The sequence below is a fragment of the Hydrogenophaga sp. NFH-34 genome (genome assembly GCF_021401345.1).
GTDB lineage: Bacteria > Pseudomonadota > Gammaproteobacteria > Burkholderiales > Burkholderiaceae_C > Hydrogenophaga > Hydrogenophaga electricum.
Map to the genome: position 1 here is coordinate 55,270 of NZ_JACBGE010000012.1, position 20,816 is coordinate 76,085.

The window sequence follows — 20,816 nt, forward strand, 5'->3', positions numbered from 1 at the left end:
TACAGCGGCAAAAGAAAACCCCCGAGGGCCAAAGCCCTCGGGGGTTTTTTTGATATCAGACAGCGGCCATGATGGCCGCAGCCGTTATCAGAAGGTGTGCTTCAGGCCCAGAGCAAAGCGGTTGCCGTCGCCAGCATCCTTGTTGTCCTTGTTGAAGCCCGTGTACACGCTGGTACGCTTGGACAGGGAGTAGTTCACAGCCACGCCCACGGTGCCCGGCTTCAGGTCGGTACCGTCGATCTTGGTCTGGGTCAGGCCTGCAGACAGGGTCAGAGCGGCAGACAGGGGAACGTCCACGCCCAGGGTGTAGTCCTTGCTCAGGTCCTTGACTTGACCATAAGAGGCCAGCAGCTTGGCAGCGCCCAGGTCGTAGGAACCTTGCAGGCGAGACAGCTTGAGGTCACCCAGATCGGACTTCTGTTGTTCGTAGGCGAAGCCGACGAACACCGGACCACCTTCGTACTTGACGTGGAAGGCGTTCACGCGGGCGTTGTCATCACCTTCCTTGAAGGTGGTGCTCACGGCACCGCTCACGCCACCGAAGCTGGGGGTCGCGTAGTAGACGCCCTTGTTGGGGTTACCAGCTTCCAGAGCGTAGCTCTGAGCGAAGTTGTTGGTCGTCAGGTAGGACGAGTCAAACAGGGGGCTGGTCGCACCGACGATGTCGTCGTAGGCGTTCCAGGTCTTGCCCAGCTTGACTTCACCGAAACCACCGCTCAGGCCCACCCAAGCTTGGCGGTTGAAACCGCTGGCAGCACCCGAGGTCAGGTCCACGCCTTGTTCAAAGGTGAAGTTGGCCTTCAGACCACCACCCAGATCTTCGGAGCCCTTCAGACCCCAGCGGCTGCCGCTCACGCCGCCCGAAGCCATCGTGGCGCTTTCGCCCTTTTCCTTGACCACGGCCAGGTCAGCGATACCGTAGAGGGTGACGGAAGACTGGGCCATGGCGGCGCCGGAGGCAGCCAGCACAGCCAGAGCAATCAGAGACTTTTTCATGACAAGTTCCTTCAAGTTGATTTTCAGATCCGGGGGTACGAATCCGATGAGATTGAACTCACTGGGTGATCGTACTGGCTGCAGCGTCTTTCCCAAGGGTTTTCCCTGTAAATCACCACAACAGTTCGCAGAGTGTTGCCTTGATGAGACAACACACGGAACGCACCAAATTTGTGCATTTCATCGGGGAGATGGCGCTCTGCCCCATCCCGCTCTTGCGAACATGGCGCACAAAAAAACCCCGCAGCCTGGGCTGCGGGGTTTGAGCCGATTTCACAAGCCAGGTCATACCTGGCCTGGAGAATCAGAAGTTGTGGTCCAGACCAATGGCCAGCAGGCTCTTCTTGGGAGCATCGCTGTTGTTGCTCACGTGGAAGTAAGCAGCGGTGCGCTTGGACAGGGCATAGCGCGAACCGACTTCGATCGTGTCTTGATCGTTGTCGTTGTTCTTGGCGAACTGGATGTAGGGCGAGAAGGCACCAAAGGTGGAACCCAGGTGGATCCAGGCACCCTTGCCGGTGTTGTCGCCAGCCTTGTCCACATAGCCAGCAGCCACCATGAAGGAACCGAAGTCGTAGCTACCGTTCAGAGCCACGTTGTTGCCATCGGTGTTCTTGGTCTTGCTGGTGTACAGAGCAGCCTTGACCGGGCCATTGCCGTAGGTGACAGCGAATTCGGTCAGCGCGTTTTCAGCGTTACCCTTCAGTTGCGTGGCGATGTGAGCCTGCACGCCACCGAAGTTCGGGGAGATGTAGCGGATCTGTGCATCGGTACGCGAGCCCACGCCATTGAAACCCAGGCCCGAACGAATCTGAGCGCTGGTGTAGGTGGAAGGCATGTAACCGATGGAGGTGTTGAAGCCCACGGTGTACTGGCGACCCAGGCGCAGTTCACCGAAGCCGCCGCTCAGGCCAGCCCATGCCGAACGCTGGAACATGACAGCATCGGATTCACCGGTAGCGGGATTCAGGCCGGATTCGAAGACGAAGTTGGCCTTCAGACCACCACCCAGGTCTTCGGTGCCGCGCAGACCGAAACGGCTGTCCGAACCGTCAGCACCGCCACGCATCGTGGTGCTGGTGCCAGATTCCTTGCGCAGACCCACGTTGGCCTTGCCGTACAGGGTCACGGTGGACTGGGCGATGGCAGCGGTAGAAGCCAGGGCAGCCAGGGCGATCAGGGTTTTTTTCATTGAGGAAATCTCCAAGGTTAAGAAAGGGCCAAGATCTGTGGTCCGGACCAACCTCCGTTGTGGGAAGTTCTGTGCATTGCACCAGAACATTCACCACCATGCAAAGAATTCGAGAAAGCGATTCCCTCGCCTGTAGCGATCCAACAACAAAAGCAACCAGAACTCCGTAAGCGCTTGAAAAGACTAGGGTTTTCACCAATCTGACGATAGATATTTATTAGGGTTATTACTTAATATCAAGGTAATAACTTCATTCCTTTTTCATCCATGAACAATTCGCCCATGACCATGGAAGTCCCCCCTCGGCAATCAATTTCCGATGCACTGTGCACCGCAGCGGATCAGGCCTTGCGCACCTTGTTTGTGCAACCCAGAAGCACGGAGCCCTCCCCGGCCACCGCCGAAGAGCATCGCCAGTCACTGAGTCCTGAAGACCGCCACCTCTCCGGTGCGCTGATGCGCGTCAATCATGTGGGAGAGGTCTGCGCACAAGCGCTTTACACCGCGCAAGCCCTCGCGGCACGTACCGGCCGGCACCCCAATGAGGCCTTGGCCCGGCAACTGGAAGCCGCAGGACGGGAAGAAACCGAACACCTGGCCTGGACCGCGCAACGGCTGGACGACCTCGACGACCAACCCTCGCGGCTGAACCCGCTCTGGTACGCAGGGGCTTTCGGCATAGGCTGGCTGGCTGGACGCGTGGGGCCGGGCGTCAGCCTGGGTTTCGTGGTGGAAACCGAACGCCAGGTCGAAGCACACCTGGCCGGTCATATGGACCGGTTGCCCATCAACGACCATGCCTCACGGGCCGTGGTTGCCCAGATGGCGCGTGACGAAGCCCGTCACGCCCGCGAAGCTGAGCACGCAGGGGCAAAGCCCCTTCCGGCCCCGGTCAAGGGCGCCATGCGGTTCGCGGCGCGGATCATGACCAGCGTGGCGCACCGGATCTGAGGTCCGGCCACCGCGCTGGACAGGCTCAGGCTTCGACCAGATCGAAACTGGTGGTGATTTCAGCCGTCTTGCCCAGCATGATGCTGGCCGAGCAGTATTTTTCGTGGCTCATCGCAATGGCCCGCTCCACCGCTGACGCCGGCACCCCCCGTCCGGTGACGGTGAAGTGCATGTGAATCTTGGTGAACACCTTGGGCTCCACCTCGGCCCGCTCGCTGGTGAGCTTGACGCTGCAACCCTTCACATCGTGACGCCCCCGCTTGAGGATCAGCACCACGTCGTAGGCCGTACAGCCGCCCGTGCCAGCCAGCACCGTCTCCATCGGGCGAGGGGCCAGGTTGGCCCCTCCGTTTTCGGGGCGCGCGGCGTCGGGAGCCCCGTCCATCGCGAGCACATGGCCGCTGCCGGTTTCAGCCACAAAGCCCATGTGGGAACGGGTTCCGGCCGCGCCGGTCCAGGTGACGGTGCACTCCATGCGGTTCAAGGATGTGAAAAAAGACGCGCTTGCGCCGGTTTTGACCGGTCAACTACGGAAAGCGTAGCGTTTGGCCCACGAAAGATGTTGCATCGCAGCATGAAGCCGCTACAATCGCGTCATTGTATTGAAAGGTTGTCTCCTCTACCCTCCACGGGTGGATTCAAACCCGGACCCGCGTCAAGCGGTCCGGGTTTTTTTTGGCCGATATCATTGGCTCAAGGAAACCGTCATGCCTTCGCGCCGAAAAAACCCGCCCCCCGCCCCTGCCCTGACCCCTGCCGACTACCTCAAGAAGATCCTGACTGCGCGCGTGTACGACGTGGCCACCGAATCCTCGCTGGAGCCGGCGCGCACCCTCAGCCGCCGCCTGCACAACACGGTGTTGCTCAAGCGTGAAGACCAGCAGCCAGTCTTCAGCTTCAAGCTTCGTGGCGCTTACAACAAGATGGCCCACCTCACTCCCGAGCAGTTGCGCCGGGGGGTGATCTGCGCTTCGGCCGGCAACCATGCCCAGGGTGTGGCGCTGGGAGCCACCAAGCTGGGCACGCGGGCCGTGGTCGTCATGCCCACCACCACGCCCCAGCTCAAGATCGACGCCGTCAAATCCCTGGGCGGGCAGGTCGTGCTGCACGGAGACAGCTACTCCGACGCTTACGCCCATGCGGCCGCGCTGCAGAAAAAGGAAGGGCTGACGTTTGTCCACCCGTTCGATGACCCCGACGTGATCGCGGGCCAGGGCACGATCGCGATGGAAATCCTGCGTCAGGTGCAAAGCCTCGGCTCCGATCTGGACGCGGTGTTCGTGGCCATCGGCGGCGGCGGCCTGATCTCGGGAGTGGCCAACTACATCAAGGCCGTGCGTCCGGAAGTCAAGGTCATCGGTGTGCAGATGAACGACTCCGACGCCATGGCGCAGTCGGTGCAGGCGGGTGAACGGGTCACCCTGCCCGACGTGGGCCTGTTCTCGGATGGCACGGCGGTCAAGCTGGTGGGCGAAGAAACCTTCCGCGTCGCGCGCGACCTGGTCGACGACTACCTGATCGTCGACACCGACGCCGTGTGCGCGGCGATCAAGGACATCTTCGTGGACACGCGCTCCATCGTCGAACCCGCCGGCGCGCTGGCCGTGGCGGCCATCAAACAATACGTGGCCCGGCACAAGACCAAGGGCCAGACCTACGCCGCCATTCTGTGCGGCGCCAACATGAACTTCGACCGCCTGCGCTTCGTGGCCGAGCGGGCCGAAGTGGGCGAGGAGCGCGAAGCCCTGTTCGCGGTGACCATCCCCGAGGAACGCGGCAGCTTCAAGCGATTCCTGGAAGTCATTGCGGACCTGCCTGGTGGTCCGCGCAACGTGACCGAGTTCAACTACCGCATCAACGACGCCCAATTGGCCCATGTGTTCATCGGCCTGACCACGCACGGCAAGGGGGAGTCGGCCAAGATCGCGGCCAACTTCAACCGGCACGGCTTCCAGGCGCTTGACCTCACGCACGACGACCTGGCCAAGGAGCACATCCGGCACATGGTGGGTGGGCATTCACCGCTGGCGCAGGACGAGCGCCTGCTGCGCTTCATCTTCCCGGAACGGCCCGGTGCCCTGCTGAAGTTCCTGAGCCTGATGCGGCCGACCTGGAACATCAGCCTGTTCCATTACCGCAACCAGGGTGCCGACTACGGACGCATCCTGGTGGGCCTGCAGGTACCGCCCAAGGACGACAAGGCTTTCACCCGTTTTCTCGGCACGCTCGGTTACCCTCATGTGGAGGAAACCCACAACCCGGTCTACCGCCTGTTTCTCAAGGCCTGAAGCCGTTTATTTAGCCCCATGGCCGAGCCTGTCCTGCCCAACGCCTTGCCCGTGGCACCACCGCCTGGTGCACCTGCGGCACTGCAGTTGCCGGACATCGTGGCGGCCAGACCGGGCGACACGCTGGCCCCGCAGGCCGACGACACGGATTCGCCGGCCTGGCCGCCCCATTCGCTGGGTCGGCTGGAAACGCTGGCACTTCGCCTGGCGGCCATCGGCGGCCACGCCGAAGAATCATCCCAGGCCTCGCCCCAGATCGTGGTGTTTGCGGCCGACCACGGCATCGTGGACGAAGGCATCGGCCCCGCCACGCCGAGCAACTCGCTCGAACGTGTGCAGGCCTTGCTGTCCGGATCGGCACCGGTCTGCGCTCTGGCGAAGTCCCAGGGGTTTGGCCTGAGCGTCGTCGATGCGGGCCTGGCGTCGAACATCTCGCTGGACACCACACCGCGCCCGCATCCGCTGCTGCGCCGAAAGATCGGTTTTGGGACCCGCAACATGGTGCTTGGCCCGGCCATGTCGGTTGCGCAGACCGTCTCGGCCCTCCATGCCGGTATGGACGTGGTGCGCCATCTGCCCGGCCGCGTGCTGGTACTGGGACACGAAGGGGTGGCGGGCGAAGCCTGCGCCATCCTGCTGCTGTCGCGCCTGTGTGGCGTACCGCTGGCCGATGCGTGCGGCCTGGAACCCGACGAAGACGACGTCCGGCACCGGCTGCGTCTCGAACGCCTGTTTGCGGTGGCCGCGCGCCACCGCAAAGCCATCACCCCCTTCGATGCACTCGCCGCCATGGGCGGGTTCGAAATCGCCATGCTGGCGGGCGCAATGCTGCAGGCCGCATCGGAACGGCGGGTGGTGCTGGTCGACGGCTTCGTGGCCGACGCCGCCGCCCTCGTGGCCCGGGGCCTGGTCCCCGCCGTCGCCGACTATTTGTTCCACGCGCACCGCAGCGCGCACCCAGGGCACCGGCTGCTGCTGATTCATCTGCAATCCCAGCCTCTGCTCGATCTGGAACTGCGCACGGGACAAGGCGTGGGCGCCCTGCTCGCCTGGCCCCAACTGCAAGCGGCTGCCGGATTGCTCCCGGCGTCACCGGCCAGCGAGGCCTGAACCCACCCGTCAGGGCTGTTGCTGGGGCAGCGCCAGTTCGACCGATGTGGCGCCTTGCACGGAAACGCCCAAACGTGCACCCCGACGATCCACGGACTGCAGCACCAGGCCGTCGGTCACCACCGAACCCACGACAAACGGCCGCGCTGGCTGGCCCTCCACCGCAATGAGTGCCGCGCCCTGGGCACCCTGCCGGGCCACCACCCCATGCAAACGGAAACGCGTGCCGGGCGTGGCGGAGACCGCTTGCACGCCAGCGGAGCCCCCACCCAACGCGCGGGCGACAGCGACCACGTCGGAAGGCGGCTGCAAGCGTGCCACGGGCGCCGGCAACCCGGGTTCAGTGCCCGAACCCCAGATTTGCAGACCCCAATACCCTGCGCTCAATGCCGCCGCCAGCCAGAGCGACGCGGCGGTCAAGGCCGGCCAGGGATGCCGCACACCGGCCTCGTCCGGACCGTGACCGGGGGTTCGTTGGCGGGGCAATGTCCGGGCCATGGGCTGCATGCGCGCATTATGATCGACCCGACCTCGGCCACGCCTCCTGGCGCCATGCCTTCTGGTGGCCCCAACGCTGTCTTCCCCTGTGCTTATGACCGTCCCTGCCCCTCTTCGCCCCGTCTCCCGGTCGCCCCGGGGTTTGCTGCAAGGCCTTCAACGCGGTTTCACCCTGATCGAACTGATGGTGGTGCTGGTCATCATCGGCGTGCTGGCGGCCCTGATCGTGCCCAACGTGCTGGACCGCGCCGACGACGCGCGGGTGACCGCAGCGCGCACCGACGTCAACAACATCGTGCAGGCGCTCAAGCTCTACCGGCTGGACAACCAGCGTTACCCCACGGGCGAACAAGGGCTGGCGGCTCTGGTCAACCGGCCCACGACCCAGCCGGCGCCCGCCAACTGGCGCCGCTACCTCGACAAGTTGCCGGCCGACCCCTGGGGCAACCCTTACCAGTACATCAACCCGGGTGTGCACGGCGATGTGGACGTGCTGTCGCTGGGGGCCGATGGCCAGCCTGGCGGTGAAGGGGTGAACGCGGACATCGGCAGTTGGCAGTGAACCGGGCCCCCTCGCTCCACCGCTGCGCGGGTCGCTGCCCCCCGAGGGGGCGCGAATCCCGCTGGGGGCGGCCCGGCGCGGGATTCCAGGCCCCCACACTCCGCCGCTACACGGGTCGCGCACGCGAAGCGTCTGTCATTCCCGCGTACGCGGGAATCCAGGCACGGTCTTGCCGCCTGCTGACGTTCTGAGAGCACGGGGCCATGCGCGATCGGACACGGGGTTTCACGCTGTTGGAACTGCTGGTGGTGGCGGCCATCGCCGCCCTGTTGAGCACCGGGGTCGTGCTCGCCATGCGCGACAGCGATGCCGATCTGCTGGAGCGCGAAGGGCTGCGGCTGTCGGCACTGCTGGAATCGGGCCGCGCGCAGGCCCGGGCGGCCGGGATTCCTGTGCGCTGGCAGGCCGATGACACCGGTTTTGCCCTGCAGGGGTTGCCATCGCAAGCAGCAGACGACCGCGACCCCGCCACCCGCAACGCCCCGCACTGGGCCTGGCTGGCCGAAGGCACGCAGGCCCGCATAACCCTGCCCTCAGGTGCCACCACCCTGGTGCTCGGGCCGGAGCCCCTGATTCCCGCCCAGACGGTGGTGCTCGAACGCGGCAACCACCGCCTGCGCCTGCACACCGACGGCCTCGGCCCGTTCGCCGTCGACCCCGAGGCCGCGCCGTGAGCCTTGCCGGGCGGCGGCCCCGGGGGTTCACCCTCATCGAAGTCATGGTGGCGCTGGCGGTCGTGGCGATCGCGCTGCTCGCGGGCATCCAGGCCTCCAATGCCCTGGTGCGCACGGCCCAGCGGCAGGACGTGCAGTGGCTGGCCCAGGTCTGTGCCGAAAACGAACTGGCCCGCCTGCGCCTGTCCCGCCAGTTGCCCGACACCGGCGAAACCGAAAGCACCTGCGACCAGTTGGGGCGCGCTTTCCGCGTGCGGCTGCGGGTGCAACCCACCCCCAACCCCAACTTCCGTCGGGTCGACGCCGACGTCGAAACGCTCGACGAGGCCGACACCGTGCGCCTGCTCACCCTGTCCACCGTCACAGGACGCTTCTGATGAAGCAGCCCGTGCGCGGATTCACCCTGATCGAGCTGCTGGTGGCGGTGGCCGCCATGGCCGTGCTCACGCTCATGAGCTGGCGCGCCATCGACGGCATGGTGCGCACCCGCTCGCTCACCGAAGACCGCGGCGAGGCCCTGTCCCGGATACAGGCCACGCTGGGCCAGTGGAAAGCCGATCTCGACGCCCTGGTCGACACCGAGGAACTCACGCCGCTGTCGTTCGACGGCCGCCTGCTGCGCCTGACCCGCCGCGACGCGGCCGACCAGCCGCTGCAGAGCCAGGGCGTGCGGGTGGTCGCCTGGGTGCTGGGGCCACCCGAAGCCGACGGCACACCCCGCTGGATGCGCTGGCAGTCGGCCCCGCTGCGCCAACGCGACGAACTGGCCCGGGCCTGGCAGGCCGCCCAGACCTGGTCCGACAGCGGCGCCCTGCCGACCTCGGACGAAGTGCCCCCGGACAGCCCCACCACCGACGGGCCGACCGCCAGCGCGGGCAGCGCTTCCGCTTTGGCCACCCTGCCCGCCACGACCTGGCAGATCTATTACCACCGCGGGCAGAGTTGGGGCAACCCGCTGTCGGCCGAAGGCAGTTCGACGGGCGACGCCACCAGCGCCAGCGATGTGCGCTGGCCCGACGGCGTGCGCCTGGTGCTGGCGTTGCCGGGGGGCCAGGGCTTTGCCGGCACGCTGACCAGCGACTGGGTCCGCCCCACGCTCAAGGCCGGCTCATGAGCGCCTCGCCCCTCAGCCCGGTTTCGCGCCACCGTCACCAGCGCGGCGCCGCCCTGTTGCTGGCCATGCTGGTCGTGACCCTGGTGGCCTCGCTGTCGGCGGCCTCGCTGTGGCACCAATGGAAAGCCGTGGAGCTGGAAAGCGCCGAGCGCCAGCGCCTGCAGGCCAGCCTGCTGCTCACCGGCGCGCTCGACTGGGCCCGCCTGATCCTGCGCGAAGACGCCCGCGGCAACCGCAACAGCGGCAATGCCGACCACCTGGGCGAGCCCTGGGCGACGCCCCTGGCCGAAGCCAGGCTGTCCAGTTTCCTGGCCGCCGACCACAACGACACCGGTGACGACCTGCTGCCCGCCTTTCTCTCAGGCGACATTCAGGACCTGCAATCGCGCCTGAACTTCCGCAACCTGGTCCGCACCACGGGCCGCGGCGCCCAGGCGCAGGCCAGCCTGTCCGAACCCGATCTGGCCGCTTTCCTGCGGCTCTACGAAACCCTCGGCCTGCCCGAAGAGGAACTTCAGGCGGCCGTGCGCCGCCTGCTCACCTCGACCCGCAAAGCCCTGAACGATCCGGAGCCCTCGGCCTCACCGCTGATTCCGCAGCGCTTCGCCCAACTCGAATGGCTGGGCATCAGCCCCCGCAGCCTGCAGCGCCTGGCGCCACACGTGATGGTGCTGCCTCAGGTCACGACACTGAATCTCAACACCGCCTCGCCCGAAGCACTGGCCGCCAGTGTGCCCGGGCTCGATCTGGCCAGCGCCCAGGTGCTGGCCGTGGTGCGCGCCAACGCGCCCTTCACCAGCCTGGAAACGGTCAAGGCCCGGCTCGGTGCCACGGCAGCGGCGCAGATCACGGCCGACCGCCACAGCGTGCGGACCAACCATTTTGAAATCCGGGTCCGGCTGCGCCTGGACGCGCTGCGGGTGGAAGAACGCGCCACCGTCGTGCGCAACGGCCTGGACGTGCGGGTGCTCTGGCGCGACCGAGTGCCCTGGCCAGGCAGTTGACGCCCGATCTGGGCCACCCCGCTCACTAGAATGCGCCCAACACCGCCGCCCGACGCCCTCTCGCTCCGCCTGCCCCTGTGCTGATCCTGACCCCCTCCCTTTCGCAGCCCCCACTGGCTCCCGGTGTCCCGGAGTCCTGGGACTGGGTGACGAGCACCGACGGGCGAGAACCTCTGCGCCATGGCAGCGGCCCCCTGGCTTCGGTACCCGACGATCCGGACGTGGTGCTCTGCCTGCCGCCGCGCCGCGTGGCCTGGCACCGCGTGGTGTGGCCCAAGGTTCCGGCGGGCAAATGGCGTGCCGCCCTCGAAGGTTTGCTGGAAGAGCGCCTGCTCGACGATGTGGCCGACACCCACCTGGCCCTGCCGGCCGAACGGCGGCCAGGCCAGCCCCTGTGGGTGGCTGCCTGCCACGCGCCCTGGCTGCGCAGTTGCCTTCAGGCCCTGGAAGCTGCCAACCGGCCCGCGGGCCGCATCGTCCCGCTGATGGCTCCAGGAGCCGGGCCGGAAGGCGTGGAACACTGGGTGCATCTGGAACACGGCCAGCCCTGGGTCGGCACCCGCAGCGCCGACGGTGTCCTTCTTCTGCCGCTGCATGGCACCGAACCCGGCGCACACCCCCGGGAAACGGCCGATGTCTGGCTGGCCGAACCCGCCGCCGCACCGGCCGCCGAGCAGCGGCTGGGACATGCCGTGGCCCTGCGCACCCTGGCCCAGCAGCAGTTGCAGGCCACACAGTCCGACTGGAACCTCGCCCAGATGGGCTTCAGCCTGAGCAAAGGTGCCCGGCAGCAACAACGGCTGCGGGCCGCCTGGCGCGCCTGGCGCTCGCACCCGGCCTGGCGGCCGGCCCGCTGGGGATTGGCTGCCTTGCTGGTGATCCATATCGCGGGTCTGAACGCCCTCGCCTGGCAGGAACGCCAGCGCCAGCGAGACCAGCAACAACAACTGGACGCGGCGGTGCGTGAAGCGGCCCCGGGCGTGACCCTGGTGATCGACGGTCCCGCGCAGTTGCTGCGCAAAGTGCAACGCCTGCAAAGGGCCGGTGGCCAACTGGGTGCGGGCGATCTCGAAACCCTGCTCAACGCCCTCGACCCCGGCGAAGCCGCCCAACTGCCGGTGCCCCGGTCGATCGAGTTCGCCAACGGCCGCACCACACTCACTGAATGGAACGGCGACGCCGCCGCCCTCGAAGCCCGCCGCGCGGCCCTGGCCGCCCAAGGCTGGCAGGCCCGGCTCGAAGGCCCGTCCCTGGTCCTGCAACCCGATACGCCTACCACCCCATGAGCGCGCCGCCCCTGTCCGCCCGCTGGCAACAGCTTTCGCCGCGCGAACGCGCGGCCGTGGTCCTGGCCGCCGCCCTGGTGGCAGGCGCGCTGGCCTGGTGGTGGCTGCTGGCGCCAGCTCTGAGCGTGCTGCGCCAGGCCGATGAACGCCAGGCTCGCTGGACCGCGCAATGGGACCAGGTTCAGGCCCTGGCCGCGCAGGCGCGCGCCTTGCGCGCCGACGGCACACCGCCACCGCCGCGCGAAGCCAGTGTCCGCGCGCTGGAGCAGGCCACCCAGGCCCTGGGCCCGACCGCCCGCCTGAGCCTGCAGGGCGATCAGGCCACCGTGCAGTTGAACGGCACCGCCCCCGATGCCCTGGCGCAGTGGCTGGCGCAAGTGCGCATCAACGCCCGTGTCGTGCCCACCCAGGCGCGCCTGCAACGCACCCCGACAGGCTGGACGGGCCAGGTGCAACTGGCCGGCCCCGGCCTGGAGGCGGCACCGTGACGCTGTCCCGACGGCCGGTGCAGGCCGCGTGGATCGGCGGCCTGTGCGGCCTGCTGCTGGCCCTGCTGCTGTTCGCACCGGCGCGCTGGCTGGCCCAGGCCGTGGCGCAGGGCACGGGCGAACGGGTCCTGCTGCTGCAGCCACGAGGCACTGTCTGGAACGGCAGCGCCCGGCTGGTGCTGGGCGCCGGCCGGCAAAGCCAGGACCGCACCACCCTGCCCGGCACGCTGCGCTGGCGCTGGCAATGGGGCTGGCCCGACGGCCGCCCGGCCATCGGTCTGCAGCTCGACGCCGACTGCTGCACCCGGGCCCCGCTCGCGCTGTGGCTGTCGGCCGGCTGGAAGGGCCTGCGCTGGCACACCGGCCCCATCGACACCACCTGGCCGGCCCCCTTGCTGACCGGGCTGGGCACCCCCTGGAACACGCTGCAGCTCGACGGCCAGTTGCGGCTGCAGGCCGACGGCCTCAGCCTGCAGCGCACGGCCGGTGGCCTGCGCCCCCAGGGCCGGCTGACGCTGGACGCGCTCGGCATGGCCTCGCGCGTGTCGACCGTGCGCCCGCTGGGCAGCTACCGCCTGGTGTTCGACGCCGCGGGCGACCGCGCCGACATCGGCCTGCAGCTGCAGACGCTGGAAGGCAGCCTGCTGCTGCAAGGCCAGGGCCAGTGGCGCGGCCAGCGTCTGCGGTTCGTCGGCGATGCGCGCGCTGCGCCCGGCAAAGAGGCCGCCCTGGCCAACCTGCTCAACATCATCGGGCGCCGCCAGGGCGAGCGCTCCATCCTGTCTTTCGGCTGAGCGCCGGAGCGGAACTGCATTGAATTAGGATGACCGCATGAACCGTTTTCGCGAACCCGCCGGCCGCATCCTGGCCTGGGCCGCCGCCACTGGCGCCGCCAGCCTGATCGCGCTGGCCGTGGCACCCGCCGCGCTGGCCCAGGGCCGCGCGAGCGAGCCCGTGGTGCTCAATTTCGTCGACGCCGAGATCGAGGCCGTGGCCCGCACCATGGCCACCATCACCGGCCGCAATGTGGTGGTGGACCCGCGCGTCAAGGGCACGGTGAGCCTGTCGACCGACCGGCCCGTGCCGCCCGCCAGCGCGCTGAACCAGTTCGCCGCGGCGCTGCGCCTGCAAGGTTTTTCGCTGGTGGACACCGCCGGCCTGTACAAGATCGTGCCGGAGGCCGACGCCAAGCTGCTGGGCAACCCCGTCAACGCCGGCCCCGTGCAGGCGCTCGGCGCGGGCAACCAGATCGTCACGCAGATCTTCCGGCTCAACCACGAATCGGCCAACAACCTGGTGCCCGTGCTGCGTCCGCTGATCGGGCCCAACAACACCATCAACGTCAACCCGGGCAACAACTCGCTGGTCATCACCGACTACGCCGACAACCTGCAGCGCATCGGGCGCATCGTCGCCGCGCTCGATGTCTCCGGCGCCAGCGACGTCGACGTGATCGTGCTGCAGCACGCGGTGGCAGCCGATCTCGCGCCCCTCGTCAACCGGCTGATCGACAGCGGCGGCGCGACCGGCTCCGCTGCGGGCGCCCAGGCGGTGGCCGACACCACGTTCAAGACCACCATCGTGGCCGACCCGCGCAGCAACAGCCTGCTGCTGCGCGCGGCCAATCCGGCGCGGCTGGCGCTGGTGCGCTCCATCGTCGCCAAGCTGGACCAGCCCGGCGGCGAAGGCACGCCGGCCGGCAACATCCATGTGGTCTACCTGCGCAATGCCGACGCCGTGTCGCTGGCGGCCACGCTGCGCGCCGCCCTGAGCGCGGCCAGCACCACCACCGCCAGCACGCCCGCCACCACGACGACGGCGACGACCAGCACCACCGCCCGCAACACGGGCACGGGCCAGACCTCGTCGGGCACCAGCAGCGCCGCCACCACGCCGGTGGCCCAGAGCGCGTCGCCGTCGACCGGCGGCCAGATCCAGGCCGACCCGGCGACCAACGCGCTCATCATCACCGCGCCCGACCCGCAGTACCGCCAGCTGCGCGCGGTGATCGACCAGCTCGATGTGCGGCGCGCGCAGGTCTACGTGGAAAGCCTGATCGCCGAAGTCAACGCCGACAAGGCGGCCGAGTTCGGCATCCAGTGGCAAGGCCCGCTGGGCAACGTGGGCAACAGCGTGGTCGGCCTGCTGGGCACCAATTTCGGCAGCGGCGGCAACAACATCCTCACCAACACGCTGGCCGTGGCCGACGAAGACACCAGCAGCCTCACCGCGCCGGGCACCGGCCTGAACCTCGCGCTGGCGCAGCGCCGCAACGGCGTGTACATACTGGGCCTGCTGGCGCGCTTCCTGCAGCAGAACGGCGACGGCAACGTCCTCTCCACGCCCAACCTGCTGACGCTGGACAACGAAGAAGCCAAGATCGTCATCGGCCAGAACGTGCCGTTCGTGACCGGGCAGTACACCAACACCGGCAGCAGCGACGGCTCGGTCAACCCGTTCCAGACCATCGAGCGCAAGGACGTGGGCCTGACCCTGCGCGTCAAACCGCAGATCAGCGAGAACGGCACCATCAAGATGACCCTCTACCAGGAGGTCAGCAGCGTGCTGGCGTCGTCGGTCAGCTCCACCACCGGGCTGATCACCAACAAACGCACCATCGAATCGACCGTGCTGGTCGACGACGGTGGCATCGTGGTGCTCGGCGGCCTGCTGCAGGACGAGTACGCCGGCAGCCAGGAAAAGGTGCCCGGCCTGGGCGACGTGCCGCTGCTGGGCAACCTGTTCCGCAGCGAAACCCGCAGCCGCAAGAAGACCAACCTGATGGTGTTCCTTCGCCCGGTGGTGCTGCGCGACGCCCGCGCCACGAACAGCTTCTCGCTCGACCGCTACGAGCTCATGCGCGCCACCCAGCAATCGGCCCAGCCCGCGCCCAGCGGCGCCCTCAAGGTCAACGAAGCGCCCGTCATGCCGTCCAACGCCCCGGCGGCGCCCGCGCCCGCCGCGCCATGAAGCACCCGCTGCCCTACGCGTTTGCGCGCGAGCACCAGTGGCTGCTGGAAGCGCGCCCCGACGGCCTGACGCTGATCGGCCCGGACGCGGTGGCCGACGAGCCCGAGCTGCGCACGCGCCGGCTCTCGGCGCTGTCGGAAATCCTGCGCCGCCACGACGTGCAGGGCTTCGAATGGCAGCCCCCTGACGCGGTGGCGCAGCGCATCAGCGCGGCCTACGCGCAGGGCGAGTCGAGCGCCGCCATGGTGGTCAGCGAGGTGCAGAGCGACGCCGACCTCAGCCGCATCCTGCAGGATCTGCCCGCCATCGAAGACCTGCTGGAAACCGCCGACGACGCGCCCATCATCCGCATGCTCAACGCCCTGCTGACGCAGGCCGCGCGCGATGGCGCCAGCGACATCCACATCGAACCCTACGAACGCCATTCCAGCGTGCGCTTCCGTGTCGACGGCACGCTGCGCGAAGTGGTGCAACCCAACCGCGCGCTGCACGCGGCGCTGATCTCGCGCCTGAAGATCATGGCCGAGCTGGACATCGCCGAAAAACGCCTGCCGCAGGATGGCCGCATCAGCCTGCGCCTCGGCACCCGGGCCATCGACGTGCGTGTCTCCACCCTGCCCGGCGCCCACGGCGAACGCGCCGTGCTGCGCCTGCTCGACAAGAGCGAGAGCCGCCTCACGCTGGAGGCCGTGGGCATGCAGGGCACGGTGCTGGAACGCTTCGAGCAGCTCGTGGCGCAACCGCACGGCATCATCCTCGTGACCGGCCCGACCGGTTCGGGCAAGACCACCACGCTCTACGCGGCCCTGCAGCGGCTGGACGCGAGCACCACCAACATCATGACGGTGGAGGACCCGATCGAGTACGAGCTGCCCGGGATCGGCCAGACCCAGGTCAACGCCAAGATCGACCTCACCTTCGCCGCCGCGCTGCGCGCCATCCTGCGCCAGGACCCGGACGTGATCATGATCGGCGAAATCCGCGATTTCGAAACCGCGCAGATCGCCATCCAGGCCTCGCTCACGGGCCACCTGGTGCTGGCCACGCTGCACACCAACGACGCGGCCAGCGCCGTCACCCGGCTGGCCGACATGGGGGTCGAACCCTTCCTGCTCAGCTCCTCGCTGCTGGGGGTGCTGGCCCAGCGCCTGGTGCGCAAGTGGTGCCCGCAGTGCCAGGGCACCGGCTGCGACCACTGCGGCCGCAGCGGCTATGCCGGCCGCACCGGCGTGTTCGAGCTGCTGGTGGCCAACGACGAACTGCGTGGCCTGATCCACCAGGGTGCCAGCGACGCGGTGCTGCGCGAATGCGGGCTGCGCCACGGCATGCAGCTCATGCGCGAAGACGGCCAGCGCCTGGTCGCCACCGGCGTCACCAGCCCCGAAGAAGTGTTGCGCGTCACGCGCGACTGACCCCCGACACGCGCATGCCCGCCTACGCCTACGAAGCCCTCGACGCCAAGGGGGCGACCCAGAAAGGGGTGATCGATGCCGACACCCCGCGCGCCGCGCGCAGCCTGCTGCGCGACCGGGCGCTGGTGCCGCTGTCGGTGGAGCCGGCCGCAGCCGGGCGGACCGGCAGCGGGCTCAACCTGGTGCTGTGGCAGGCGCGCGTTTTCAACGCCACCGGCCTGGCCGTGTGGACCCGCCAGCTGGCCGGGCTGGTCTCGGCCGGCCTGCCGCTGGAGCGCGCGCTGGCCGCCCTGGCCGACGAGGCCGAGGGCGAACCCCAGCAACGCCTGGTGGCCTCGCTGCGCGCCGAGGTCAATGCCGGCGCGCCCTTTGCGCGCGCACTCGGCCAGCACCCCCGGGAATTCGGCGAGACCTACACCGCGGTCATCGCGGCCGGCGAGCAAAGCGGCCAACTGGCCACCGTGCTGGAGCGGCTGGCCGACGATCTGGAAGCCAGCCAGGCGCTGCGCAACCAGTTGCTGGCCGCCTCGCTGTACCCGGCCATCGTGTCGCTGGTGGCGGTGGTCATCGTGGTGTTTCTGGTCACCTACGTGGTACCCCAGGTCGCGGGCGTGTTCGCGGGCAGCCAGCGCGCGCTGCCGTTGCTGACGGTGGTGATGCTGCAGCTCAGCGCCTTCGTGCGCCACTGGGGCTGGCTGCTGCTGCTGATCGCCGCCCTGGCCGCTGCAGCCCTGTGGCTGGCGCGACGGCGCGAGGGGCCGCGCCAGCGGCTGGACGCTGCCTGGCTGCGCCTGCCCCTGGTCGGTCGCCTGGCACGTGGCTACAACGCCGCGCGCTTCGCCGGCACGCTGGCCATGCTCGCAGGCGCGGGCGTGCCCATCCTGCGCGCGCTGCAGACGGCCGCCGAAACCCTGGGCAACCGCGCCATGCGGGCCGACGCGCTCGACGCCCTGACCCTGGTGCGCGAAGGCGCCCCACTGGCCACCGCCCTGGCCAGCAAACCCCGTTTTCCCTCGCTGCTGCCCATGTTCGCGCGGCTCGGCGAACAGACCGGCCAGTTGCCCGCCATGCTGCAGCGGGCGGCACAGCAGCTCGGCGCCGAAGTGCAGCGCCGCGCGCTGCACCTGGCCACCGTGCTGGAGCCGCTGCTGATCGTCGGCATGGGCCTGGTGGTGATGCTCATCGTGCTGGCGGTGCTGATGCCGATCATCCAGCTCAACCAATTGGTGAAATGAGCCCCTACCCGACGCCACACCACCACCACGGCGTCCCCCGAAACGACACCGCTATCGGAGAACTCTGAACATGGCTGCAACCCTGGATGGGAAATTGGTGGTCGCGATCTCCTCTCGCGCCTTGTTCGACTTCGAGGAAGAGAACCGGGAATTCGAAAAAGGCGATGACCGCGCCTATATGCGCCTGCAGCTCGACCGGCTGGAGCAGCCCGCGCCACCCGGCGTCGCGTTCTCGCTGGTGAAGAAGCTGCTGGCGTTCAACGATGCCGAGGCGCAGCGCGTGGAAGTGGTGATCCTCTCGCGCAACGACCCCGTGTCCGGTATGCGCGTATTCCGGTCAGCGCAAGCCACCGAACTCAAACTGGAGCGAGGCGTATTCACCAAGGGGAGAGAGCCCTACAAATACCTGCGCCCACTCAAGGCCAATCTGTTTCTTTCGGCAAACCCCAACGACGTTCGCGCGGCGCTCAACGAAGGCTTTGCGGCAGCAACCGTCCATACCCGGTCGGTCAGAGCCAGCCCCAACTACCCCAACGAAGTGCGTATCGCTTTTGATGGTGACGCGGTGCTTTTTTCCGACGAGGCGGAGCGGGTCTACCAGGCCGAAGGGCTGTCTGCCTTTCAGCAACACGAGTCAAGCAAGGCGGCCTTGCCCCTGCAAGCGGGCCCATTCAAACCTGTTCTCGAGGCCCTGCACCGGCTGCAATCTGAGGGCATGCGCATCCGCACCGCCCTGGTCACCGCGCGCAGCGCACCGGCCCACGAACGCGCGATCCGCACGCTGATGGACTGGAACATCGAGGTCGACGAAGCCATGTTCCTCGGCGGACTTCACAAGGGTGAATTCCTGCGCGAGTTCGAGCCCGATTTTTTCTTCGACGACCAGACCGGCCACATCGAGCACGCCGCGCAGCACGTGCCGGCCGGCCATGTCGCCAGCGGCGTCGCCAACGACCAGCGCTGATCCCGGCCGACGTTCAGCCGGTCGCCGCGGGCTTGCGGCCCATCACCAGATCGCGGAACACCGCCGCCTGCGGGGACAGCGCCCGGTCGGGCTGGCGCAGCAGCAACAGGGTGCGCGAGATCGCCGGGCGCCCCACTGGGCGTGTCACGAGCTGGCGCCACTGGGTCAGCGGCCGCAAGGCGACCGTCACCACCGCCACGCCCAGCCCGGCCTGGGCCAAGCCGACCATGGTCCAGGGCAGCGACACTTCGTGCGCGTAATCGAGCCGGATGCCCGCTGCCGCCAGCCGCGCGTCCAGGTGCTGGCGCACCGGATTCTCCGGCAGCGGACCGATCACCGGGAAGGCAGCCACGTGCCGCCACTCGACCGCGCGGCGCGTGGCCAGCGGATGCGTCGCCGGCACGGCAGCCACGTACTGGTCGGCATAGAACGGTGTCGCCGACAGATCGGAACGCACCGCCGTCTCGGTGGCGATGCCCAGGTCGGCGCTGCCGTTGCGCACCAGTTCGTGCACCTGCTGCTCGGGCACGTCGCGCAGGCTGAGCTTCACGCCCGGATGGCGTTCGCTGAATTCGCGCACCAGCGGCGGCAGCAGGAAGGCGCACTGGGCCGACGGGGCCGCCACCGTCAGTTGCCCACGCCCCATGCCCTGGAAATCCCGCGCGCCGGCCACCAGGCGCTCCCAGTCGTTGACCAGGCGGTGAGCGTCGGGCAACAGGGCCAGGCCCGCCGGTGTCAGGCGGCACTGGCGCGTGTGGCGATCAAAAAGCCGCGTACCCAGCATGGCCTCCAGCCGGCTGATGGCGCTGCTGAGCACCGATTGCGACAGGTTGAGCCGTTCGGCCGCGCGGGTGAAATGCCCCATCTCGGCCACCACGGTGAACACGCGCAGTTCGCGCAGGTAGTCTTTCATGGGCGGGTTTAATTGATCGGTTTTTCAGATCAATTTATACGATTTTTCCCATTTTCAAGGTGTTCGTCCTTGCGTACCGTGCGGGCTTCGCTTTCACCCGTCACCGGTTACCCCCAATGCCCCTACCCGCCTCCCTGAACCGCCGCCATCTGCTCACCCTGGCCAGCGCCGCCACCTTGCCGGCCCTGGCGCCAGCGCTGCACGCCCGCCCGGCCACGCGCCTGCGCTTCACCCTGGACTGGCGCATCGACGGCCCGGGCGCCATCGTGCTGTTGACGCAGGCGCGTGGGTACTTTGCCGACGAAGGCCTGAACGTGGTCATCGACGCAGGCAACGGTTCGGCCGCTTCGGTGCAGCGGCTGGCGGCGGACACGCACGACATCGGCTTTGCCGACATGGGCTCGCTGGTCGAATTCCGCGGCACGCACCCGGACGCACCCGCCATCGATGCCATCTACATGCTCATGGACCGCGCGCCGGCCACCGTGTTTGCGCTCAAGTCGTCCGGCATCCGCCGGCCGGCCGATCTGGCAGGCCGCAAACTGGGCGCGCCGGTGTTCGATGCCGGTCGCAAGACCTGGCCCCTGTTCGCCCAGGCCAACGGTCTGGCGCCGGACGCCGTCACCTGGGTGAACGTCGACCCCGCCTTGCGCGAGATGCTGCTGATAAAGGGCGACGTCGACGCCATCACCAGCTTCTACTACACCGGCCTGCTCACGCTGGAAGCCCGCGGCGTGCCGGCCGAAGACCTGGTCACCTTCCGCTACGCCGACCACGGCGTCAGCCTCTACGGCAACGCCGTGGTCACCCGGGCGGCCTTTGCCGCCGCCCAGCCCCAGGCCGTGGCGGGTTTTCTGCGCGCGCTCAACCGCGGCATCAAGGCCTGCGTGGCCGATCCGGCCGCGGGCATCCAGGCCATCCGCCAGCGCGATCCGCTGCTCAAGGCCGACGTGGAAGAGCGGCGCCTGCGTGCGTTCCTCGATCACTTCGTGGCCACGCCCGCCGTGCGCCAGGCGGGCCTGGGCGGCGCCGTGCCGGCACGGCTGGCGTCGGACGTGGCCCGCATCAGCACGGCCTTCGGCCTCCCCCACCCGGTCGACGCCTCGAAGCTGTTCAACCCGGCCTTTCTGCCGGCCCAGCGCGAGCGCCTGCTGTAAGG

The 20,816-nt window shown here is 68.3% G+C and carries 21 protein-coding genes; 16 read left to right on the forward strand and 5 right to left on the reverse strand.

Features of this window, described 5'->3' with window-relative positions; all coding sequences use genetic code 11:
• Positions 1-87: 87 nt before the first annotated feature.
• Together L0977_RS13015 and L0977_RS13020 are read right to left on the reverse strand one after the other, a co-directional pair.
• Complete coding sequence (locus L0977_RS13015) at positions 88-996, reverse strand: porin (RefSeq protein ID WP_234265285.1); 909 nt, start codon at positions 994-996, stop codon at positions 88-90.
• A gap of 304 nt (positions 997-1,300) precedes the next feature.
• Positions 1,301-2,188 carry a porin gene (locus L0977_RS13020; RefSeq protein WP_234265286.1) on the reverse strand — a complete coding sequence of 296 codons (888 nt, stop codon included), beginning with the start codon at positions 2,186-2,188 and terminating at the stop codon, positions 1,301-1,303.
• Positions 2,189-2,476: 288 nt separating this feature from the next.
• Between L0977_RS13020 and coq7 the strand changes: the two genes are divergently transcribed.
• Positions 2,477-3,139, forward strand: coding sequence for a 2-polyprenyl-3-methyl-6-methoxy-1,4-benzoquinone monooxygenase (coq7, locus tag L0977_RS13025; RefSeq protein ID WP_234265393.1), 663 nt, complete (start codon positions 2,477-2,479; stop codon positions 3,137-3,139).
• 25 nt (positions 3,140-3,164) lie between these two features.
• On the opposite strand, the gene L0977_RS13030 is transcribed toward coq7, so the two are convergent.
• Positions 3,165-3,614 carry an OsmC family protein gene (locus tag L0977_RS13030; protein ID WP_234265287.1) on the reverse strand — a complete coding sequence of 150 codons (450 nt, stop codon included), beginning with the start codon at positions 3,612-3,614 and terminating at the stop codon, positions 3,165-3,167.
• 232 nt (positions 3,615-3,846) lie between these two features.
• On the opposite strand from L0977_RS13030, the gene ilvA reads away from it, so the two are divergent.
• Both ilvA and L0977_RS13040 read left to right on the forward strand, forming a co-directional pair.
• Positions 3,847-5,427 carry a threonine ammonia-lyase, biosynthetic gene (gene ilvA / locus L0977_RS13035; protein WP_234265288.1) on the forward strand — a complete coding sequence of 527 codons (1,581 nt, stop codon included), beginning with the start codon at positions 3,847-3,849 and terminating at the stop codon, positions 5,425-5,427.
• 18 nt (positions 5,428-5,445) lie between these two features.
• Positions 5,446-6,537: a nicotinate-nucleotide--dimethylbenzimidazole phosphoribosyltransferase gene (locus tag L0977_RS13040; protein ID WP_234265289.1), complete on the forward strand. Its 1,092-nt coding sequence runs from the start codon at positions 5,446-5,448 to the stop codon at positions 6,535-6,537.
• A 9-nt stretch (positions 6,538-6,546) separates the two neighbouring features.
• Here L0977_RS13040 and L0977_RS13045 read toward each other — a convergent pair whose 3' ends face one another.
• Positions 6,547-7,044 (reverse strand): general secretion pathway protein C, encoded by a 498-nt coding sequence (locus L0977_RS13045; RefSeq protein WP_234265290.1) that lies wholly within the window; start codon positions 7,042-7,044, stop codon positions 6,547-6,549.
• Positions 7,045-7,129: 85 nt separating this feature from the next.
• On the opposite strand from L0977_RS13045, the gene gspG reads away from it, so the two are divergent.
• The 12 genes from gspG (at position 7,130) to L0977_RS13105 (ending at position 18,744) form a co-directional block, all read left to right on the forward strand.
• Positions 7,130-7,597 carry a type II secretion system major pseudopilin GspG gene (gene gspG / locus L0977_RS13050; protein WP_284308597.1) on the forward strand — a complete coding sequence of 156 codons (468 nt, stop codon included), beginning with the start codon at positions 7,130-7,132 and terminating at the stop codon, positions 7,595-7,597.
• 203 nt (positions 7,598-7,800) lie between these two features.
• Positions 7,801-8,271: a prepilin-type N-terminal cleavage/methylation domain-containing protein gene (locus L0977_RS13055; protein WP_234265291.1), complete on the forward strand. Its 471-nt coding sequence runs from the start codon at positions 7,801-7,803 to the stop codon at positions 8,269-8,271.
• 44 nt (positions 8,272-8,315) lie between these two features.
• A complete protein-coding gene (locus L0977_RS13060) occupies positions 8,316-8,648 on the forward strand; it encodes a type II secretion system protein GspI (protein WP_234265395.1) in 333 nt (110 codons plus the stop codon).
• The gene (locus tag L0977_RS13065; RefSeq protein ID WP_234265292.1) at positions 8,648-9,385 is read left to right on the forward strand and encodes a PulJ/GspJ family protein; all 738 of its coding nucleotides are present in this window, start codon (positions 8,648-8,650) and stop codon (positions 9,383-9,385) included. Before L0977_RS13060 ends, L0977_RS13065 begins: the two co-directional genes overlap by 1 nt.
• Positions 9,382-10,389 carry a type II secretion system minor pseudopilin GspK gene (gene gspK / locus L0977_RS13070; RefSeq protein WP_234265293.1) on the forward strand — a complete coding sequence of 336 codons (1,008 nt, stop codon included), beginning with the start codon at positions 9,382-9,384 and terminating at the stop codon, positions 10,387-10,389. Before L0977_RS13065 ends, gspK begins: the two co-directional genes overlap by 4 nt.
• 77 nt (positions 10,390-10,466) lie before the next feature.
• Positions 10,467-11,675 carry a type II secretion system protein GspL gene (gene gspL, locus L0977_RS13075; protein WP_326491069.1) on the forward strand — a complete coding sequence of 403 codons (1,209 nt, stop codon included), beginning with the start codon at positions 10,467-10,469 and terminating at the stop codon, positions 11,673-11,675.
• Positions 11,672-12,163, forward strand: a complete 492-nt coding sequence (gene gspM, locus L0977_RS13080) for a type II secretion system protein GspM (RefSeq protein WP_234265295.1) — start codon at positions 11,672-11,674, stop codon at positions 12,161-12,163. Before gspL ends, gspM begins: the two co-directional genes overlap by 4 nt.
• The gene (gene gspN / locus L0977_RS13085; RefSeq protein WP_234265296.1) at positions 12,160-12,957 is read left to right on the forward strand and encodes a type II secretion system protein N; all 798 of its coding nucleotides are present in this window, start codon (positions 12,160-12,162) and stop codon (positions 12,955-12,957) included. The genes gspM and gspN overlap by 4 nt, the downstream gene beginning before the upstream one ends.
• A 37-nt stretch (positions 12,958-12,994) precedes the next feature.
• Positions 12,995-15,133: a type II secretion system secretin GspD gene (gene gspD / locus L0977_RS13090; protein ID WP_234265297.1), complete on the forward strand. Its 2,139-nt coding sequence runs from the start codon at positions 12,995-12,997 to the stop codon at positions 15,131-15,133.
• A complete protein-coding gene (locus tag L0977_RS13095) occupies positions 15,130-16,545 on the forward strand; it encodes a GspE/PulE family protein (RefSeq protein ID WP_234265298.1) in 1,416 nt (471 codons plus the stop codon). Before gspD ends, L0977_RS13095 begins: the two co-directional genes overlap by 4 nt.
• A 14-nt stretch (positions 16,546-16,559) precedes the next feature.
• Positions 16,560-17,780, forward strand: a complete 1,221-nt coding sequence (gene gspF, locus L0977_RS13100) for a type II secretion system inner membrane protein GspF (protein WP_234265299.1) — start codon at positions 16,560-16,562, stop codon at positions 17,778-17,780.
• 70 nt (positions 17,781-17,850) lie between these two features.
• Positions 17,851-18,744, forward strand: coding sequence for a 5'-nucleotidase (locus L0977_RS13105; protein ID WP_234265300.1), 894 nt, complete (start codon positions 17,851-17,853; stop codon positions 18,742-18,744).
• Positions 18,745-18,757: 13 nt separating this feature from the next.
• On the opposite strand, the gene L0977_RS13110 is transcribed toward L0977_RS13105, so the two are convergent.
• Positions 18,758-19,657 carry a LysR family transcriptional regulator gene (locus L0977_RS13110; protein ID WP_234265301.1) on the reverse strand — a complete coding sequence of 300 codons (900 nt, stop codon included), beginning with the start codon at positions 19,655-19,657 and terminating at the stop codon, positions 18,758-18,760.
• 116 nt (positions 19,658-19,773) lie between these two features.
• Here L0977_RS13110 and L0977_RS13115 point away from each other — a divergent pair, with 116 nt between their 5' ends.
• Positions 19,774-20,814, forward strand: a complete 1,041-nt coding sequence (locus L0977_RS13115; RefSeq protein ID WP_234265302.1) for an ABC transporter substrate-binding protein — start codon at positions 19,774-19,776, stop codon at positions 20,812-20,814.
• Positions 20,815-20,816 lie beyond the last annotated feature (2 nt).

Coding starts and splice junctions, on each gene's coding strand:
- L0977_RS13115 (WP_234265302.1), top strand. CDS start 19,774: ATGCCCCTACCCGCCTCCCTGAACCGCCGCCATCTGCTCACCCTGGCC.
- gspK (WP_234265293.1), top strand. CDS start 9,382: ATGAGCGCCTCGCCCCTCAGCCCGGTTTCGCGCCACCGTCACCAGCGC.
- gspM (WP_234265295.1), top strand. CDS start 11,672: ATGAGCGCGCCGCCCCTGTCCGCCCGCTGGCAACAGCTTTCGCCGCGC.
- L0977_RS13030 (WP_234265287.1), bottom strand. CDS start 3,614: ATGGAGTGCACCGTCACCTGGACCGGCGCGGCCGGAACCCGTTCCCAC.
- L0977_RS13055 (WP_234265291.1), top strand. CDS start 7,801: ATGCGCGATCGGACACGGGGTTTCACGCTGTTGGAACTGCTGGTGGTG.
- coq7 (WP_234265393.1), top strand. CDS start 2,477: ATGGAAGTCCCCCCTCGGCAATCAATTTCCGATGCACTGTGCACCGCA.
- gspD (WP_234265297.1), top strand. CDS start 12,995: ATGAACCGTTTTCGCGAACCCGCCGGCCGCATCCTGGCCTGGGCCGCC.
- L0977_RS13040 (WP_234265289.1), top strand. CDS start 5,446: ATGGCCGAGCCTGTCCTGCCCAACGCCTTGCCCGTGGCACCACCGCCT.
- L0977_RS13020 (WP_234265286.1), bottom strand. CDS start 2,188: ATGAAAAAAACCCTGATCGCCCTGGCTGCCCTGGCTTCTACCGCTGCC.
- L0977_RS13095 (WP_234265298.1), top strand. CDS start 15,130: ATGAAGCACCCGCTGCCCTACGCGTTTGCGCGCGAGCACCAGTGGCTG.
- L0977_RS13060 (WP_234265395.1), top strand. CDS start 8,316: ATGGTGGCGCTGGCGGTCGTGGCGATCGCGCTGCTCGCGGGCATCCAG.
- L0977_RS13105 (WP_234265300.1), top strand. CDS start 17,851: ATGGCTGCAACCCTGGATGGGAAATTGGTGGTCGCGATCTCCTCTCGC.
- L0977_RS13065 (WP_234265292.1), top strand. CDS start 8,648: ATGAAGCAGCCCGTGCGCGGATTCACCCTGATCGAGCTGCTGGTGGCG.
- L0977_RS13045 (WP_234265290.1), bottom strand. CDS start 7,044: ATGCAGCCCATGGCCCGGACATTGCCCCGCCAACGAACCCCCGGTCAC.
- L0977_RS13110 (WP_234265301.1), bottom strand. CDS start 19,657: ATGAAAGACTACCTGCGCGAACTGCGCGTGTTCACCGTGGTGGCCGAG.
- gspF (WP_234265299.1), top strand. CDS start 16,560: ATGCCCGCCTACGCCTACGAAGCCCTCGACGCCAAGGGGGCGACCCAG.
- L0977_RS13015 (WP_234265285.1), bottom strand. CDS start 996: ATGAAAAAGTCTCTGATTGCTCTGGCTGTGCTGGCTGCCTCCGGCGCC.
- ilvA (WP_234265288.1), top strand. CDS start 3,847: ATGCCTTCGCGCCGAAAAAACCCGCCCCCCGCCCCTGCCCTGACCCCT.
- gspG (WP_284308597.1), top strand. CDS start 7,130: ATGACCGTCCCTGCCCCTCTTCGCCCCGTCTCCCGGTCGCCCCGGGGT.